Genomic DNA, 15,516 nt, shown 5'->3' with positions numbered 1-15,516 from the left:
CAAAATCAACGCACTCTAAAACCGGAAGGGCCGGGAAAGGGGATACTACTATCACGCCGCTTTCTTTCCTGGAGGAAAAACTCTCTGAAGACTCTTCTTCTAATGAGTGTAAAGGAAATGGTTAAATTACACAGCCTGTTTGCTAGGAGATTTTCCGCTTTATCTAACGACTAGTTGCAGCTGCTACGCAAAAGAGGAGGCGGAATCTGCTCAACGACTTCCTGCGCTAGCGACGAGTCGGATTTGGACGGTGTTGGTTGTTGCCGAGTGTATTTTGTTAGTCGGCGGACGTAGCGCCATCGGCAGATGCCTCAATACTAGTCCTTGTCCTAACATCGAGAAGTTTTAGAGTGCGTTAATTTTGTCGCTTTAGTCGAGGGCTTGTCGGTTTATTGATTGCTTGATTTCGCTGCTTCAACTTATAGAACCCTAGTCATCGTTCACCGGTGGCTCGGGATCTGCGTTTGTTGTTGTCATTCTAGAAGCGGGTGCCAGCGCAGCTCTCGGAAGCGGGCAAAGCCCTGATCTTGGCTCAGTAAGGTTGCTTCTTCTTCTATTACGGACGCGGCTATCCAGGCATCAGGGATGTCGCTGGCTTTAAGCTTGTGCAAGCGCACCAGTTCAGTGAAGGTTGTCCAGGTCCCTGGGCTGGAGCTCAAAAGAGTGCCCGTTTGGGGCCGCTAAAATGGTATTGAGTGCAGTCAGTGCTTGCTGGGCGGTTAGTGGTTTGTGGAATAGCTTGTGGTTGGTCATAACTCGAACAAGGCCCGTTGCCACAACATCCAGGAGCCCAATTGTTTCATGCCGATTCAGCGCACCACTTAACCACTGCTGAGCGGGTTTATGTTGTGGTGCTGCGGAGTGGAAGGTATAAACGAGAATGTTGACATCAGGAATGATCATCGAGCACCGCCCATACGGCTTCTTTGTCGCTGAGATCAACTAGAGCTGGTCCGCCGCAATCGAAGGAGGGGAGGTTTATCCTGGTGTGCATACCTTTAGGGTAGAAAGCATCAAGTCATCAATCAATAGGTGCGATGATGCATCTTCCTTCTGGAAGCCGTGAATGGTTGACTGGTGTCTTAAGTCAGTGCGAGCGTCAGGATCGGTACTCCGATGGAGAATGCGAGCATGCCTAAGCAGTTGATCCAGAATGCGCTACCGAGGAAGTGGGCGCGGACATGGGCTGCTGCGGCTGCGCAGAAGTATGCGATGACGCCAACCATGGTTGCAATTCCTACGCCGGGGAACCAGAGGCCGGCAATGAGTCCTGCGGCGGCGAGATACTTGATGACAATGAGCGCCCACCACCAGTCCTTGGGGAGTTTGACGCCGCTGAGGCAGGCTTCGATAAAGGGGACTGGTTTGAGGGAGAGGGCGGCGTCGCCAAGCAGGATGGCAGCCAGTAGCAGGGAGGGCCAAGCGGGGGAGGATTCTAGGATCATTGGGTTACTCCGAATGCGGTGTTGAGGCGTTCGATGGATGAGGCGGCTTGGGAGGTGAGTTGTTCGGTGTCGTAGAGGCCCGCGGCCCACCCGATGAGAAAGCCGAGGTAGACGTTGTATAGCAGGTTGGAGTACTCGGCTGCATCGTCACTGTTGAGTCTGGAGCCAAGGCGCAGGGTGATTTCATCGGTCAGGAGTGTTTTGAGCGCGGTGAGTGCTTCGCCTTGATTTCCTTGTTGGATGAGTGCCGCGCCGAACGCACGGGAGAGTTCTTCGTGGCCGGTGAACATCTGGAGGAATGGCTTGAGGACATCGAGGAGGCTATCGGATTGCCCCCGAATCTCGTCGTGGAGCTCTGAAATGTGTTGGCCAATGGTGCGGATGAGCAGCGTTTGTTTGTCGCCGACTCCCATGACGGTTCCCACGCTGACGCCAGCCTCGGATGCGATGGTCCGGATGCTGGTGGTGGCGTAGCCCTGGGTGAGGAAGAGATCGTAGGCGGTGGCCAGGACCTTGCTGTCGGTGCCAGCTTTGGCGGCCGAACGCGATGGGTGAACGTGTTCAGTGAACATGTTCAAAAGGGTAGCTCTTGATGGCTTCGGGGTCAATGACGCCGAAGTGTTGACAGTTGGCGCTAGGCCAGCGCGGGGAAGACGCGGTCGCGCAACAGATGCGCAAGTTCGCGGTCGGGTGCAGCTGGGTTGACCCAGGCGGTGTCGCCGATTTCGGCGGCGGCGTGGGGCTCGTCGGTGGTGACGGTGCGTGTGCAGGTGAAGATGGTGCCGACAATGACAGAAGCAGCAGGTAGGCCGAAGCCTAAAGGAGGCTAAATGTCAGCAGGGCGAATTGCGGCAAGATACGCCCTCTTGCGGGCTCTCGCAAGGATTTTTGGGGAAGTGTATACGTTCGTCTACGGTTTCCATTTTTTGCTTCCAAATTTGTCTACCACATGTAACTCTAGGGGGTGTCCGAGTTCTCGGCCATCTTCTCGCGAAAGGGATAAGGGCATGTATTGCCCCAAGAAATGTGCGCCTCTGGTAGTGCTGATTGCGGCAGTATCAGTTCTCGCTCCAGTTAAAGCACTTCCTCAGCGGGTTGGTTTTTGAAAACTATCGTTGCACTAAATGGCGAAGGTTTTAGGGTAGCGTGCTTGGAATTTCGCCATATGGACGTTGCTGAACTGTCTGGAGAGCAGTCAAAGAGAATCTACCGGTTAGGGAGAATAATTTATGTGGAAAAAAATCTTGGCCACTATTGGCGTTATTCTGATGACGCTTTCCGTTTATGTTCAATGGCCGTATGCTGTCACGATTGCTCTAGCAGTTTTGGTCATTGTCCTTGTGTTTCTTCCCAGCGGGAAGAAGTAAATGCCTGAGTAGGGGTGGGTATTTCAGCGGACCTGCCTCTGTCTTATGTTGATGAGCCGAGAAAATGGGCGCGGAGGTGCGCTGCTACAGATGCGTAGAAACAGGCGATGCGGCCTGTGGCTTCGAGATGCAATTTACGAAAACGTACCTACCCAGCCAGCGCGGGGAAGACGCGGTCACGCAACAGGTGCGCAAGTTCGCGGTCGGGTGCAGCTGGGTTGACCCAGGCGGTGTCGCCGATTTCGGCGGCGGCGTGGGGCTCGTCGGTGGTGACGGTGCGGGTGCAGGTGAAGATGGTGCCGACGACGACCTCGCCCGGTTCGTTCGCGGCGGGGGCGTCGAAGGTGCCGAGTTCGTTGAGGCTCTCGGCGTCGAGAGTGAGGCCTACTTCTTCGGCGACTTCGCGCAGGGCGGCGTCGACAAGCGCCTCGCCCGCCTCAGGCTTGCCGCCGGGCAGTTGGTACTTGGTGGAGGACTTCTTGCGCACGGTAAGCACGTGGCCTTGTGGGTTGCGGATGACGACGGCTGCTACTTCAATCATGGCTGCTGATTGTAGGCGGCCTAGAGCAGCGGCAGGAGCACGAGGGCGAGATTGAGTGCGATGACCAGCGCGGCAAGCGTCCAGCCCACGGCCATAGACCAGGGTTTCGCGGCGAACTCACCCATGACGTCCCGGGAGCCGGCATAGCGGAAAAGCGGGATGATGGCGAAGGGGATGCCCAGGGAAAGAAGTGCCTGGCTGACCACCAGTGCCATAGTGGGGTCGACCCCGCAGCCGATGATGACCAGCGCCGGGATGAGCGTGACCAGGCGGCGGACTAGTAGGGGGACCTTGATGTGAAGCAGGCCGTCCATGATTTCGGAGCCGGCGTAGGCGCCCACTGACGTCGAGGCGAGGCCGCTGGCCAGCAGGCCGATGGCGAAGAGAACGCCGGCCAGCGGGCCGAGGTGGCTGGCAATCGCCGTGTGGGCCCCGGAGATGGTCTCTGTGCCGTCCACGCCGTAGAGGGCCGAGCCCGCCAGGACCAGCAGGCCCACGTTGACGAGCCCGGCGATGGACAGCGCCACGGCGATGTCCGCGCGGGTGCCGGCCAGCACGCGGGGGATTTCCAGGTCGGGGTAGCGCTGCTTGGTCAGGGAGGAGTGTAGGTAAATGGCGTGCGGCATGACGGTGGCGCCCAACATGGAGGCGGCCAGCAGGATGCTGTCCTTGCCCTCTAGGCGGGGGATGAGGCCGCCGGCCACGTCGGCGGGGTCGGGCGGGGCGATGGCGAGGCCGGCAAGGAAGCCGATGCAGATGACCAGGAGCAGGCCGATGACAAGCCCCTCGAACCACTGGTTCTTCTTCTGGAAGATGAGGAGAATGATGGAGACCGCGCCGATGATGAGCGCGCCCGCGAACAGGGGGAGGTTGAAGAGGAGTTGCAGGGCAATGGCGCCGCCGATGACTTCGGCGAGGTCGGTGGCCGCGGCGATGAGCTCGGCCTGGGCCCACATGCCTAGGCGCGCGCGGCGGGAGAGACGCTCGCCCATGATTTCCGGCAGGGAGCGGTGGGTGACTAGGCCCAGTTTGGCGGAGTGGTACTGGATGAACATGGCCATGAGGTTGGCCACGACGAGTACCCACACCAGGAGGTAGCCGTAGTGGGAGCCGGCGCTGATGTTGGCGGCTACGTTGCCGGGGTCGACGTAAGCCACTGCAGCAACGAAGGCGGGGCCGGTGAGGCTGATTAAGGTCTTACGCATAGGCATCTCCATACCAAAAGTTCAACTACTTGAAGTCTAGTTTTCATCGCCATATGTTAAAGCCAGGGGTTTGATCCGGCAAACCATGTTAAAGTTTATTTGTTAATTATTTAAATTACTTTATGTATTTTGGCTGGTTAGAGACAGGGAGGTGCAACGGGTACACTGCCTTCAGTGCGTCAAAGTTGGAAGATTTTTATCAGAGATGTAGCCAGGCTTGGCCGCGTCCCCAGGGCGTGGATCATTCTCATCGGGCTCGTCATCACCCCCGCGTTGTATTCATGGGTGAACATCGCGGCTTTTCGTGACCCTTATGGCCATACCAACAATATCAAGGTGGCCGTGGTCAACGAGGATAAGGGTGCTAACAATGAGCTGACGGGGAAGATAGATGTCGGCAGCGAGGTCATTGAGAAACTCAAAAAGAATGACCAGATAGGCTGGCAATTCCTTGAGCGCGACGAAGCCGAGAAAGCCCTTTTAGAGGGAGACGTGTATGCCTCGGTGACGATTCCGGAGGACTTTAGCGAGAACCTCGTGAGCATGCTCGACGGGAAGTTCACGCAGCCGCAGCTGGTCTACCGTGTTAACGAGAAGAACAACGCCATCGCCGTGAAGATCACGGATACCGGTGCCAAAGGTCTAGACAAGCAGATCACTGCGGCCTTCAAGGAGCAGGTGGCCACCGTCGCGGCGGAGAACATCAAGGACACCGGTACCGACTTCGAGCGAAAAGTCACGCGCGCGATGAACAACACTAGTTCGGCCTTCGGGGAGACCGCGCAGGAGATTGACGGCAACCGTGAGAACCTCGCGCGCATCCAGGGAAAGCTTGACGCCGCCGCTGATTCCACGTTGGGCGCCAAGTCCACGGTGGCTGATGTGAGTGCTGCGCTGGGCGACGCCCAAACCGCCCTCGCCGAGGTCTCCTCCCTAGTCGAGCAGGCCCAAGGGGGCATCGGTGACTTCACCGACCAGACCACCGGTGCCTTCGTCAGTGGTGCAAGTGCGGTGGCGGACGGTACCGCCAAGGCGCAGGAATCCATCGCGGATGTCACAGCTGGCCTGAACCAGGCCGGTGACCGTTTCGATTACGCCACGCAGCGGGCGAACACTGCTATTGACGCGAGTGCGGAATCGATTGCGCAGCTTAAAGCCCTGCGCGATTCCGCAACGCTCTCACCGCAGGTGGCCAAGGAAATTGATGACGCCATCCAGCGCCTCGATGAGGGCAATGAATCCAACCGTCAGCTGGTGGGGAACCTGACTGCGCTGAGCAAGGATACCCAGGCCGCAGCGGACAACGTGCAGGCTAGCGCGGAGGCCATCAACCAGGCAGCGGCCGATACCAAGGCCACGTCGCAGACGCTGCGCGATACCGTGACCACCGCCGTGCCGGAAATCAACCGTGCCATGAGCAATCTGAGCTCCATGGCGAGTGCTTTGAGCTCCACCCTGGAAGCTCAGAAGGGAACCATGCAGGAGGCCAATGGTCTCCTGGACGGCGTGGCCCAGCAGCTGCGCGCCACGAAGGACACCTTGTCCGATTTCGATACCAACCTCCTGGCCCTGCAGGACAGCCTGCGCGCTATGCAGGGCGATGTGGGTTCGCTGCGGGCTGCGATGAACTCCAAAGTTGTTCAAAATGTCACCGGGCTGGACGCGGAAGAAATCGGTAAATTCTTTGCGGAGCCCATCGAGCTGAAGACCGAAACCGTGTACCCGGTGGACAGCTACGGCTCCGCCATGGCGGCGCTGTTTACTAACCTCTCTCTGTGGATCGGCGCCTTTGTCCTCATGGTTATCTTCCGGGTCGAGGTGGATAAGGAAGGATTCCACCGCGTCACGGTGGGCCAGGCCTACCTAGGCCGCTTCCTCCTCATGGCCTTGATGGTCATCATCCAGGCCATCACGGTGACCGTCGGTGACCTGCTCATCGGCGTGCAGACCGTGAACGCGCCTGCCTTCATCCTGACGGGCGTGCTCGTGGGGCTGGCCTACTTGAGCATTATCTATGGGTTGTCGACGTCGCTGGGGCACCTCGGCCGCGGCCTCTGCGTGGTCTTTGTCATTATCCAGATTCCGGGTGCTTCGGGCCTGTACCCGATTGAGCTGTTGCCCAACTTCTTCCACACCATCTACCCACTACTGCCATTCACGTACGGCATCGATGCCATGCGTGAAACCATCGGTGGGTTCTACGGCAACCACTATTTCAAGAACATGGGCGTGCTCGCCTTCATGTTCATTCTGTTCTTCGTCTTCGGCCTGTTGCTGCGTAAGGCTTTGGCGCACTTCAACGTCATCTTTAACCGCGAGCTGCGGGATACCGAGCTCTTTGACTATGAAAATGTGCAGGTTGTCGGCTCCGGCTACCGCATCGCGGACGTCATCCAGGCGTTGGATAGCCGCAGTGGTCTGAAGAAAGATTTGGACCGCCGCGCGCATGACTGGGGCTACTGGCTCAAGCTGGTGGCCATCGCCGGTGTTATCGGAGTGGTGATCCTCATCGTCGTCTCGGGTCTCTTGCCCGACCAGAAGCCGCTGCTTCTGGCTATTTGGACGGCATGGTGCTTCCTCATCATTATCGCCGCGGTCACCCTGGACTACCTACGCATCAGTCTGAAGCAGTCCGCAGAGCTGGTGACGTTGGATGAGGATGACATCAAACATCCGGCTCGCATCGGGGCCGACTCCACGGAGGGGGATAACTAATGCGTGGAACACTCGATCTTTTCCTCAACGATATCCGCACCGCATGCCGCAACGTGATGAGCGCGGTGATGCTCGTGGGTCTCGTCGTCATCCCGATGCTGTTCACCTGGTTTAACGTTCTGGCCAGCTGGGATCCCTTCGATAACACCAGCCAGCTCAAGGTGGCGGTGGCTAGCAAGGACACCGGCTATAAAAGCGATCTGTTGCCGGTGCCCATCAACGTCGGCGACCAGGTGCTCAATGAGCTACGTGCAAACGAGCAGCTGGATTGGGTTGTGACGACTTCCGATGAGGCGATTGAAGGTACCAAGTCCGGTGAGTATTACGCAGCCATCGTGCTGCCGGAAGATTTCAGTACCGACATGATGAACTTCTACACGGATGGATCCAAGCCCGCCGACTTGTCCTTCTATACGAATGAGAAGAAGAATGCGCTGGCGCCGAAGATCACTGGTCAGGGTGCAGAAGGCGTGTCGGCTCAGGTGGCCGAGGCCTTCACCACGACGGTCGGTGACGTCTCCTTCGATCTGGTCACCTCACTCTCCGACTTCTTGAGCCAGGGCGATACCAAGGCTGTGTTGGACCGGATGCAGGCGCGCGCGGATGGTGTGCAGACCCAGCTGGACATGGCCGCGCGTACCGCGCGTTCCCTCGCGGGCCTGGTGGATACCGCGGTTCCGCTCATGGAAAGCGCCCAGCGCATTGCGGACTCGGCAGACCTGGAGCTGCCGGAGATCCAGTCTTCCTCACTCAATGTTTCCACCGACGCCCTGCAGCAATCCCTCGATGCCACCAGCGCCAGTTATGACGTGGTACGCCAACGCATTGATGCGCTTTACGACGACGCCTCCGCCTCCCGCGCCGACCGTGTCGCCACGCTCAATACCTTAGCCGGCCAGGTAGAAGGCACGATTACCCAGTACCAGAACCTGCACGGCCACATTGAGGTCCTCCCGATTCCCGTAGGGGATAAGGAGAAAGCGTTAAGCAGGATCGAGGACGCTATCGACGCCGAGCGTGCCCTGCACGCGCGTCTTACGGCCGCCGCCAACGCTCCCGAACCGACGAAGCCGGATCTCTCCAGCCTCGATGATGCCAAGAAGGCAGTGGAGGGGATCTCCACCTCTGGCCTGCGTGAATCCTTGCGCGCGCTGCAGGATTCCCTGGGCCAGGTCAGCGAGGATCTGGATACCGCGAAGACTCCCGTCACCATTGATTCCTCTTCCTTGACGGATGCTCGGGATGCGGTACAGAAGCTCGCCTCTGGCTTGCAGGACAAGGCGAACAAGTTTGGTGATCTAAAGAAGGACATCGATTCCGCTGCGGAATCCGGGGATCTGAAGAAACTCGCGGACCTTATTGGTTCAGATCCGGACGCCTTGGCGCGTGCGATTGCGGCCCCAGTGGACGTCGACAGGCAAGCGGTCTACCCGGTCAAGAGCTTCGGCGCCGGCATGACGCCCATGTACACCGCCCTGGCGCTGTGGGTGGGTGCGCTGCTGACCGCAGTGAGCGTGCGTACGGATGTTGTGGATAAGGACAAGTATTCGCCGATGCAGCGCTTCTTCGGGCGCTTCGGTATTTTCGCGGCAGTCGGCCTCATGCAGTCGACGATGCTCATTTTGGGCCTCATCTTCTTCGTAGGTATCGAGCCTGCGCACCCGATTCTCATGCTGTTGGCGGGCTGGGTTAGCTCACTTATCTTTATGCTGATTTGCTACACCTTCGTGGTCTCCTTCGCCAACGCCGGTAAAGCCTTAGCAGTGCTCATGTTGGTGATTCAGGTGTCCTCGTCGGGCGGTGCTTACCCATTGCAGGTGCTTCCGGAGTGGTTCCAGAACATCAGCCCCTGGTTGCCAGCGACCTACACCATCCGTGCACTCCGCGCGGCCATCGCGGGTACCTACCACGGTGATTTCTGGCTATCCCTGTTCGCCCTCTTGCTCTTTGCCGTACCGATGCTCGTGTTGGGCGTGGTCTTCCACAAACCGTTGGAGAAGTTTACCAACGGCTGGGTGGAGACCTTGGAAAAGACCAAGCTGATGTAGCGCTTACTTTGCGGTGCCGCTGATGTTATGTACATCAAACTTTCGAGATACTCACAGGTTAGTGGGGTCCCGTGAAACGGCACCCAGCGGTAAGCTGAAACGCTGTGAAACGCGGTCATTTCCTGGGCCCAGCTCGGCTCACCGCCGCGGGCTTTATTCTGCTTATCCTCCTGGGAACGCTGCTGCTGATGCTGCCGATTTCCGCCAACGTTCCGCAGTGGACTCCGTTCTTGCCTGCGTTTTTTACGGCTACCTCGGCGGTTTCTTTGACGGGTCTCGTAGTGGAGGACACCGGTACCTATTGGACGCCCTTCGGCCAAGCGGTTATCATCGCGCTCATCCAGCTGGGCGGCCTCGGCATCATGAGCCTGGCGTCGTTATCGGGCATGCTTCTGACCGGACGCATCAGCTTCAAGGCCCGCAGAACTAGTGCTGCGGAGGGCCGCGCCGTGGTCTCTGGCGGAATTCGACATGCCTTGATGCTCACCTTGGTCATGACTCTGATCTGCGAGGCCATCGTTGCCGTGTTCATCGGCGTGCGTTTAGCCACCAAACACGGAGTAGCACCAGGACGCGCGGTGTGGGAAGGCATCTTCCACGCTATTTCGGCCTTCAACAACGCTGGGTTTAGTACCTATTCCGATAGTGTCGTTTCTTTCGCCGCCGATGCTTGGATCCTGATGCCCCTCGCCTGCGCCCTGATTACGGGTGGCTTGGGCTACCCCATGCTGGCGGAGTTCGTGCGACGGGCCCGCGCACGGCTAACGCGCTGGCGTGGCGGCACGCCGCGCATTCACCGCATGTCCATGACCGCCCGGATGACGCTGGGCGCCACCGCGTTCTTGTTGCTTAGTGGCACCGTGATCTTCTTCCTCTCTGAGGGCTCCGGTGTGCTGAACGGGATGCCGTTGGGCCAGAAGCTCATCAACGCCTTCTTCATGAGCGCTTCGCCCCGAACGGCAGGTTTTAACGCCATCGATTACGGTGAGGCGCACCCGTTGACGCTGATGGTGACGGACATCTTGATGTTTATCGGCGGTGGCTCCGCCGGTACTGCGGGCGGCATCAAGGTCACCACCACATGCGTTCTGGGCGCCGCGATGATCTCGGAATTCTTGGGCCGGGAGGACACCTCCATCGGGCACCGGCGTCTGCCGCTGTCCACCTTCCGCCAAGCCCTCGCGCTCACGGCCGCCGGAATGGTGGTCGTGGCCCTCGGCGTGGCGACGCTGCGCATCTGGGACCCCGAGTTCACCGCGGACCAGGTCACATTCGAAGTCATGTCTGCCTTCGCCACCGTGGGTTTGTCCACGGGCATTACCGCAAGTTTGTCAGCACCATCGCAGCTCATGCTGTGTCTCATCATGTACGTTGGCCGCGTAGGACCCACCACCTTCGTGGCGGCACTGGCCGCCCGGACCATTACCCTGCGCTACCGCTACCCAGAAGAAAGGCCGTTCATTGGCTAACATGTTCAGCGCCCTGCGGCGTGAAAAGTCTTCCATTAATATCCCGCCGGTTGTCGTCATTGGTATGGGTCGGTTTGGTTCTTCCCTGGCTCGCGAGTTGATGGAGCATGGCGTGGAGGTCCTCGGTATCGATGCTGAGGAGAAACACGTGCGCGAGCACGCCGCGTACCTCACCGAGGCGGTGACCGCCGATACTACCGACGCCGAGGCCCTTCGCCAGCTCGGCGTCGATGAGGTAGAGCGAGTGGTCGTGGCCATCGGTTCGGATCTGGAGGATTCCATCCTTACCGCCTCCAACCTCGTGGAGCTCGGGGTGAGCGATATCTGGGCCAAGGCCGATTCAGATGCTCATGCCCGCATCCTGCGCCAACTCGGAGTGCACCACGTGATTCGCCCAGAGCGCGATACGGGCCGCCGCGTGGCGCACCTGCTGGGCGGGCGTTTTGAGGATTTCGCGGAGATCGCCACCGATTATGGCGTGACGGCGATGACCCCGCCGGCGTCGATAAGCAAGGGCCCTCTCAACCTTCACAAGGTGTGGGAGGAACACAACGTCCAGCTCATTTCCCGTTGTGAGGGGCCCGGCCAGTGGCGCCCGCTTGACGACGGCACCGAGCTCACCCACCGCGACCTCATCGTCGTCGCCGGTAGTCCTGCGGATCTGGAGGCCTTCTCGCAGTCTTAGGCGCCGCGCTCGGGGTGCCTCGCGCTGTGGAGTTAGGAGCGGGGCGCTACAGTAGCGCCTATGACGAAGGCACGTTTCCCGGGCTCGGTGTACGGAACAGGGGAGGAACCCGACCCGCGCTTCAGCATGGCTAATGAGCGCACCTTTTTGGCGTGGATCCGCACGTCATTGGCCTTTATCGCGGGTGGTGTGGCGCTGGAGACCTTCGAGTTGCCGCTGAACACCACGCTGACTCGCGTCGTCTCCGTCATCATGCTGATCGTGGCCATCGTCCTGCCGGCGGTGGCGTGGTTTCACTGGGGTGCCTCTGAGCGCGCGATGCGCCATGGGCGTCCGCTCCCGGCTAGCCCGGCGTTGGCGTTGATTGTTGGCGTGGTGATCCTTATTGGCCTGATGATTCTGGTGGGCGAGCTGCTAGCGTGAGCGAGCTTTTTGATCCCGGCCTCCAACCCGAGCGCACCCGCTTAGCCTGGCAGCGCACGGGTCTAGCCGGCCTCGTCGCGGGACTGCTCGTTGTGCGTTCCGTTGCGCCATGGGCCGCCGTGATCGTTGGGGTAGTGGTGGCCGTTGTGTTGTGGTTGGCCACCGCCAAGCTTCGCGACGCTGACGAGATCCTGGCCCGGGCCGAATCACCTGCCCTGCCCGGAGCCCCGGCGCTTGCCGCCGTTGCGCTGGGGACGATGATCCTCGGAGCGGTGGCCTTCGCCGCTGTGTGGTAGCGCGGTTCGATCCGCACGCTGCAGGTTGCGGGATCGAGGTCTGGGGATCTGCGGAGGAAGGGAACTGAGTGAGGACTGCCCACACATTGGTGAGCATTCTTTGCAGCTAATCTGCAGAAGATTTTGCGAACAGGGGTGAATCTGCGGCCAGAGTGGGGGTAATAACCGGAAAGTGTTTGTTGGTGGTCTGTGACCTCGATAACCTGAAGCTGTAGGCCCATTCGGCGATCCTAATAACTCTCTCGCGGCTGAATGGGGGCTGGTTAACCAGGAAAAGGAGGGGGCAGATGACTACCCCGCACACTCACGTCTCAACATCGCACACGGAGGGCGAAGACGACCACGGCGTTGATACGCGCGAATGGCGTCGCATGGCTATTGGCCTTATCCTCGGGCTCGTTTTGGCTGCTCTCGTGTGGTTTATTTTCCCGAGCAACGCCGTCGATACCGTGCTGCAATCGCCCGGTGCTAAGGATGACACGGAATACACTCAGAGCGCGCTGCGCGCCGTTGCGGCCGTGACCATTCTCATGGGCGTGTGGTGGATGACGGAGGCCATCCCGCTGGCCGCCACCGCGCTTTTGCCGCTGGTCATCTTCCCGCTGGCAGGTGTGGGCAGCATCAAGGATGTGGGTGCGCCCTATGCCTCGTCCACCATTTTCTTGTTCATGGGCGGATTCCTCATCGCCTTGGCTCTGCAGCGCTGGAACCTGCACCGTCGTATGGCGCTGTTCGTGGTGAAGGTCGTTGGTACCTCGCCGAAGCAGCTGATCCTTGGCTTCATGCTGGCCACCGGCTTCTTGTCCATGTGGGTGTCCAACACCGCTACCGCAGTGGTCATGCTGCCGATTGGTATTTCCGTGCTTTCGCTGACTGCCGACGCCGTCGGCGGCATGCGCAAACAGAAGAAGTTCGCTACCGCGCTCATGCTGGGTATTGCGTACTCGGCGTCGATTGGCTCGCTCGGCACTCTCATCGGCACCCCGCCGAATGCGCTGCTGGCTGGCTACATGAAGGAATCTCACGGCATCGTCCTAGGCTTTGGCAAGTGGATGATGGTGGGCATGCCGCTGGCATTCATCTTCTTGTTCATTGCCTGGTTCATGCTGATCACCGTGTTCAAGCCGGAGATGGACAAGATTCCGGGCGGTCGCGAACTCATTGATTCCGAGATTGAGAAGCTTGGCCCATGGACCGGCCCGCAGATCATGACCGGCATCATCTTCTTGGGCGCGGCCTTGGCATGGGTTATCATCCCGTTCTTCGTGGATAAGGAATCGAACTACGATGACGCCATCGTGGGTATCGCTGCTGGCCTGCTGCTGTTCATCATCCCGGCCGACACGAAGACTGGCGTGCGTCTGCTGGATTGGAAGACTGCGAGCGAAATGCCGTGGGATGTGCTCCTGCTCTTCGGTGGTGGCCTGTCCCTGTCTTCGATGTTCAACAAGTCCGGTTTGTCTCTGTGGATTGGTGAGATGGCCAAGGGGTTGGGCAGCCTGCCCATCATCCTGCTCATCGCTTCGGTGGCCCTGCTCGTGCTCTTCCTGACGGAGATCACCTCGAACACCGCAACTGCGGCGACCTTCCTGCCGATTATGGGCGGCGTGGCCGTGGGTATCGGCCTTACCCAGAATGGCGACATCAACGTCCTGCTGCTCACCATCCCGGTGGCGCTGGCCGCAACCTGTGCCTTCATGCTGCCGGTGGCGACCCCGCCGAACGCGATTGCCTACGGCTCCGGCTACGTCAAGATCGGCGACATGATCAAGGGCGGTATCGGCCTCAACCTGATTGGCTGCGTGCTCATCACCATCACCGTCTACCTGCTTGCCGTTCCGGTCTTTGGGTTGGTTCTGTAGCCCTCAATTAATGAAAAACGTTATCATTACGGGATGGCTACACCCGTTACCGTGCTGTCCGGATTCTTAGGCAGCGGAAAGACCACCCTTCTCAACCACCTGCTTGCTAACCGTGAGGGGCGCAAGCTGGCGGTTGTTGTCAATGACTTCTCCGAAGTCAACATCGATGCCGCCCTCGTCGCCGGCGAGGGCCATCTTGAACGCGGCGAAGACCGCTTCGTTGAACTCTCCAACGGCTGCATTTGTTGCACGTTGCGCGAGGACTTGATTGAGTCCGTCGGCAAGCTGGCTCGTTCCGGCCGCTTCGACCAGATTGTCATCGAGTCCACCGGCATTTCTGAGCCCATGCCCGTTGCCGCCACTTTCGAGTGGGAGTTCGGGGACGGCACCACGCTTGCCGACGTCGCCCCTATCGACACCATGGTCTCCCTCGTGGACGCCTCTACATTCCTGACTAATCTTCGCCGCGGCCGCAGCTTGGTCTCCGAGAACATTGAGGCCACGCCTGAGGATGACCGGACCATTGCCGATTTGCTCGTGGACCAAGTCGAGTTCGCCGATCTCATCCTCATCACCAAGACCGACCTGGTGGAGGCCGCCGAAACTGAGCGCGTCATCGCCACCGTGCGTGCCATGAACCCCCGCGCCCGCGTCGTGCCTGTCACTAACGGTGTTATTGATCCCACGCTGGTTCTTGACGCCCACCTCTATGACACCGCCACCGCCGCGACCTACCACGGCTAAGCGGAGGAGCTGGCCAACCCACACACGCCGGAAACCGAGGAATATGGCATCTCCTCCGTGGTCTTCCGCGCTGACCGTCCCTTCAACCGCGAGCGTCTGCTGAAGGCCCTTCGTGCCAGCACCGGACTGGTGCGTTCGAAGGGCTATTGCTGGGTTGATACCGATCTGCGCGTGGCCCACGCCTGGCAGCAGGCCGGCCCTAACTTACAGATCATGCCGGCCTCCCTGTGGGCGGCCAATGGGGTTACGCCCGGCACCGAGCTCGTGCTCATCGGCGTCGACTTCGACCACGAGTCCACTCTGCAGGCTTTTCGTGACGCCGTGTTTTCCGACGCCGAAGTGGCCACCCTCGTCTAGTCCCTCCTTAAGGTGAACACGGGGTGAATTGCTATGCCCATTTCTTGGGTAGAAAACATGCATTGACATCGTGATTTGTCAGATTTCTAGCGTGTGGGTATAGTTATTCCTCGTTGCACAGCAGAGCGCACACGCTCCGGCGTCAAGCACTGCAAACCAACGGACTGCGCCCGTAGCTCAACGGATAGAGCATCTGACTACGGATCAGAAGGTTGGGGGTTCGAATCCCTCCGGGCGCACCAAAACTTAGCCGCCTTCGGGCGGCTTTTCTCATTTTCTACTCCGTGGGTTGGGCAAACCCGGTAGTGTTGGCCTAAACGACAAAACGGCCTAAACGACAAAACGTGTTGTTTTCCGGC

The 15,516-nt window shown here is 59.4% G+C and carries 12 protein-coding genes, 1 tRNA gene and 1 pseudogene; 9 read left to right on the top strand and 5 right to left on the bottom strand.

The features are described 5' to 3' along the window. Nucleotides 1–621: 621 nt before the first annotated feature. The 5 genes from HMPREF2698_RS03300 to HMPREF2698_RS03280 all read right to left on the bottom strand — a co-directional run bounded on the left by HMPREF2698_RS03300 (nucleotide 622) and on the right by HMPREF2698_RS03280 (nucleotide 4,558). Nucleotides 622–903 carry a PIN domain-containing protein gene (locus HMPREF2698_RS03300; RefSeq protein WP_070510735.1) on the bottom strand — a complete coding sequence of 94 codons (282 nt, stop codon included), beginning with the start codon at nucleotides 901–903 and terminating at the stop codon, nucleotides 622–624. 179 nt (nucleotides 904–1,082) lie between these two features. Continuing rightward, a complete protein-coding gene (locus HMPREF2698_RS03295; RefSeq protein ID WP_070562074.1) occupies nucleotides 1,083–1,445 on the bottom strand; it encodes a DoxX family protein in 363 nt (120 codons plus the stop codon). Then, nucleotides 1,442–2,017, bottom strand: coding sequence for a TetR/AcrR family transcriptional regulator (locus tag HMPREF2698_RS03290; protein WP_010188362.1), 576 nt, complete (start codon nucleotides 2,015–2,017; stop codon nucleotides 1,442–1,444). The genes HMPREF2698_RS03295 and HMPREF2698_RS03290 overlap by 4 nt, the downstream gene beginning before the upstream one ends. Before the next feature lie 943 nt (nucleotides 2,018–2,960). Next, nucleotides 2,961–3,353 (bottom strand): NUDIX hydrolase, encoded by a 393-nt coding sequence (locus tag HMPREF2698_RS03285; protein ID WP_070562072.1) that lies wholly within the window; start codon nucleotides 3,351–3,353, stop codon nucleotides 2,961–2,963. A gap of 20 nt (nucleotides 3,354–3,373) precedes the next feature. Continuing rightward, nucleotides 3,374–4,558 (bottom strand): Nramp family divalent metal transporter, encoded by a 1,185-nt coding sequence (locus HMPREF2698_RS03280; RefSeq protein WP_070562070.1) that lies wholly within the window; start codon nucleotides 4,556–4,558, stop codon nucleotides 3,374–3,376. A gap of 174 nt (nucleotides 4,559–4,732) precedes the next feature. Here HMPREF2698_RS03280 and HMPREF2698_RS03275 point away from each other — a divergent pair, with 174 nt between their 5' ends. The 9 genes and pseudogenes from HMPREF2698_RS03275 (at nucleotide 4,733) to HMPREF2698_RS03235 (ending at nucleotide 15,399) form a co-directional block, all read left to right on the top strand. Then, nucleotides 4,733–7,273, top strand: coding sequence for a YhgE/Pip domain-containing protein (locus tag HMPREF2698_RS03275; RefSeq protein WP_070562068.1), 2,541 nt, complete (start codon nucleotides 4,733–4,735; stop codon nucleotides 7,271–7,273). After that, the gene (locus tag HMPREF2698_RS03270; RefSeq protein ID WP_070562066.1) at nucleotides 7,273–9,321 is read left to right on the top strand and encodes a YhgE/Pip domain-containing protein; all 2,049 of its coding nucleotides are present in this window, start codon (nucleotides 7,273–7,275) and stop codon (nucleotides 9,319–9,321) included. The genes HMPREF2698_RS03275 and HMPREF2698_RS03270 overlap by 1 nt, the downstream gene beginning before the upstream one ends. 104 nt (nucleotides 9,322–9,425) lie before the next feature. Continuing rightward, the gene (locus HMPREF2698_RS03265; protein WP_070562063.1) at nucleotides 9,426–10,790 is read left to right on the top strand and encodes a TrkH family potassium uptake protein; all 1,365 of its coding nucleotides are present in this window, start codon (nucleotides 9,426–9,428) and stop codon (nucleotides 10,788–10,790) included. A gap of 1 nt (nucleotide 10,791) precedes the next feature. After that, complete coding sequence (locus HMPREF2698_RS03260) at nucleotides 10,792–11,475, top strand: potassium channel family protein (protein ID WP_070562061.1); 684 nt, start codon at nucleotides 10,792–10,794, stop codon at nucleotides 11,473–11,475. A gap of 60 nt (nucleotides 11,476–11,535) precedes the next feature. Then, complete coding sequence (locus HMPREF2698_RS03255; protein WP_070562059.1) at nucleotides 11,536–11,898, top strand: YidH family protein; 363 nt, start codon at nucleotides 11,536–11,538, stop codon at nucleotides 11,896–11,898. Then, complete coding sequence (locus tag HMPREF2698_RS03250) at nucleotides 11,895–12,194, top strand: DUF202 domain-containing protein (RefSeq protein WP_070562057.1); 300 nt, start codon at nucleotides 11,895–11,897, stop codon at nucleotides 12,192–12,194. The genes HMPREF2698_RS03255 and HMPREF2698_RS03250 overlap by 4 nt, the downstream gene beginning before the upstream one ends. Nucleotides 12,195–12,481: 287 nt before the next feature. Continuing rightward, nucleotides 12,482–14,056 (top strand): SLC13 family permease, encoded by a 1,575-nt coding sequence (locus HMPREF2698_RS03245; protein ID WP_070562055.1) that lies wholly within the window; start codon nucleotides 12,482–12,484, stop codon nucleotides 14,054–14,056. 33 nt (nucleotides 14,057–14,089) lie between these two features. Beyond that, nucleotides 14,090–15,157, top strand: a pseudogene (locus HMPREF2698_RS03240) (GTP-binding protein). Nucleotides 15,158–15,323: 166 nt separating this feature from the next. Beyond that, nucleotides 15,324–15,399: transfer RNA gene (locus HMPREF2698_RS03235), tRNA-Arg, on the top strand. Nucleotides 15,400–15,516: the final 117 nt, after the last annotated feature.

The sequence above is a fragment of the Corynebacterium sp. HMSC072A02 genome, assembly GCF_001810085.1.
GTDB classification, from domain to species: domain Bacteria; phylum Actinomycetota; class Actinomycetes; order Mycobacteriales; family Mycobacteriaceae; genus Corynebacterium; species Corynebacterium hesseae.
This window is presented reverse-complemented; position numbering and strand designations above follow the sequence as displayed.

Coding starts and splice junctions, on each gene's coding strand:
- HMPREF2698_RS03270 (WP_070562066.1), top strand. CDS start 7,273: ATGCGTGGAACACTCGATCTTTTCCTCAACGATATCCGCACCGCATGC.
- HMPREF2698_RS03290 (WP_010188362.1), bottom strand. CDS start 2,017: ATGTTCACTGAACACGTTCACCCATCGCGTTCGGCCGCCAAAGCTGGC.
- HMPREF2698_RS03280 (WP_070562070.1), bottom strand. CDS start 4,558: ATGCGTAAGACCTTAATCAGCCTCACCGGCCCCGCCTTCGTTGCTGCA.
- HMPREF2698_RS03255 (WP_070562059.1), top strand. CDS start 11,536: ATGACGAAGGCACGTTTCCCGGGCTCGGTGTACGGAACAGGGGAGGAA.
- HMPREF2698_RS03260 (WP_070562061.1), top strand. CDS start 10,792: ATGTTCAGCGCCCTGCGGCGTGAAAAGTCTTCCATTAATATCCCGCCG.
- HMPREF2698_RS03295 (WP_070562074.1), bottom strand. CDS start 1,445: ATGATCCTAGAATCCTCCCCCGCTTGGCCCTCCCTGCTACTGGCTGCC.
- HMPREF2698_RS03300 (WP_070510735.1), bottom strand. CDS start 903: ATGATCATTCCTGATGTCAACATTCTCGTTTATACCTTCCACTCCGCA.
- HMPREF2698_RS03285 (WP_070562072.1), bottom strand. CDS start 3,353: ATGATTGAAGTAGCAGCCGTCGTCATCCGCAACCCACAAGGCCACGTG.
- HMPREF2698_RS03245 (WP_070562055.1), top strand. CDS start 12,482: ATGACTACCCCGCACACTCACGTCTCAACATCGCACACGGAGGGCGAA.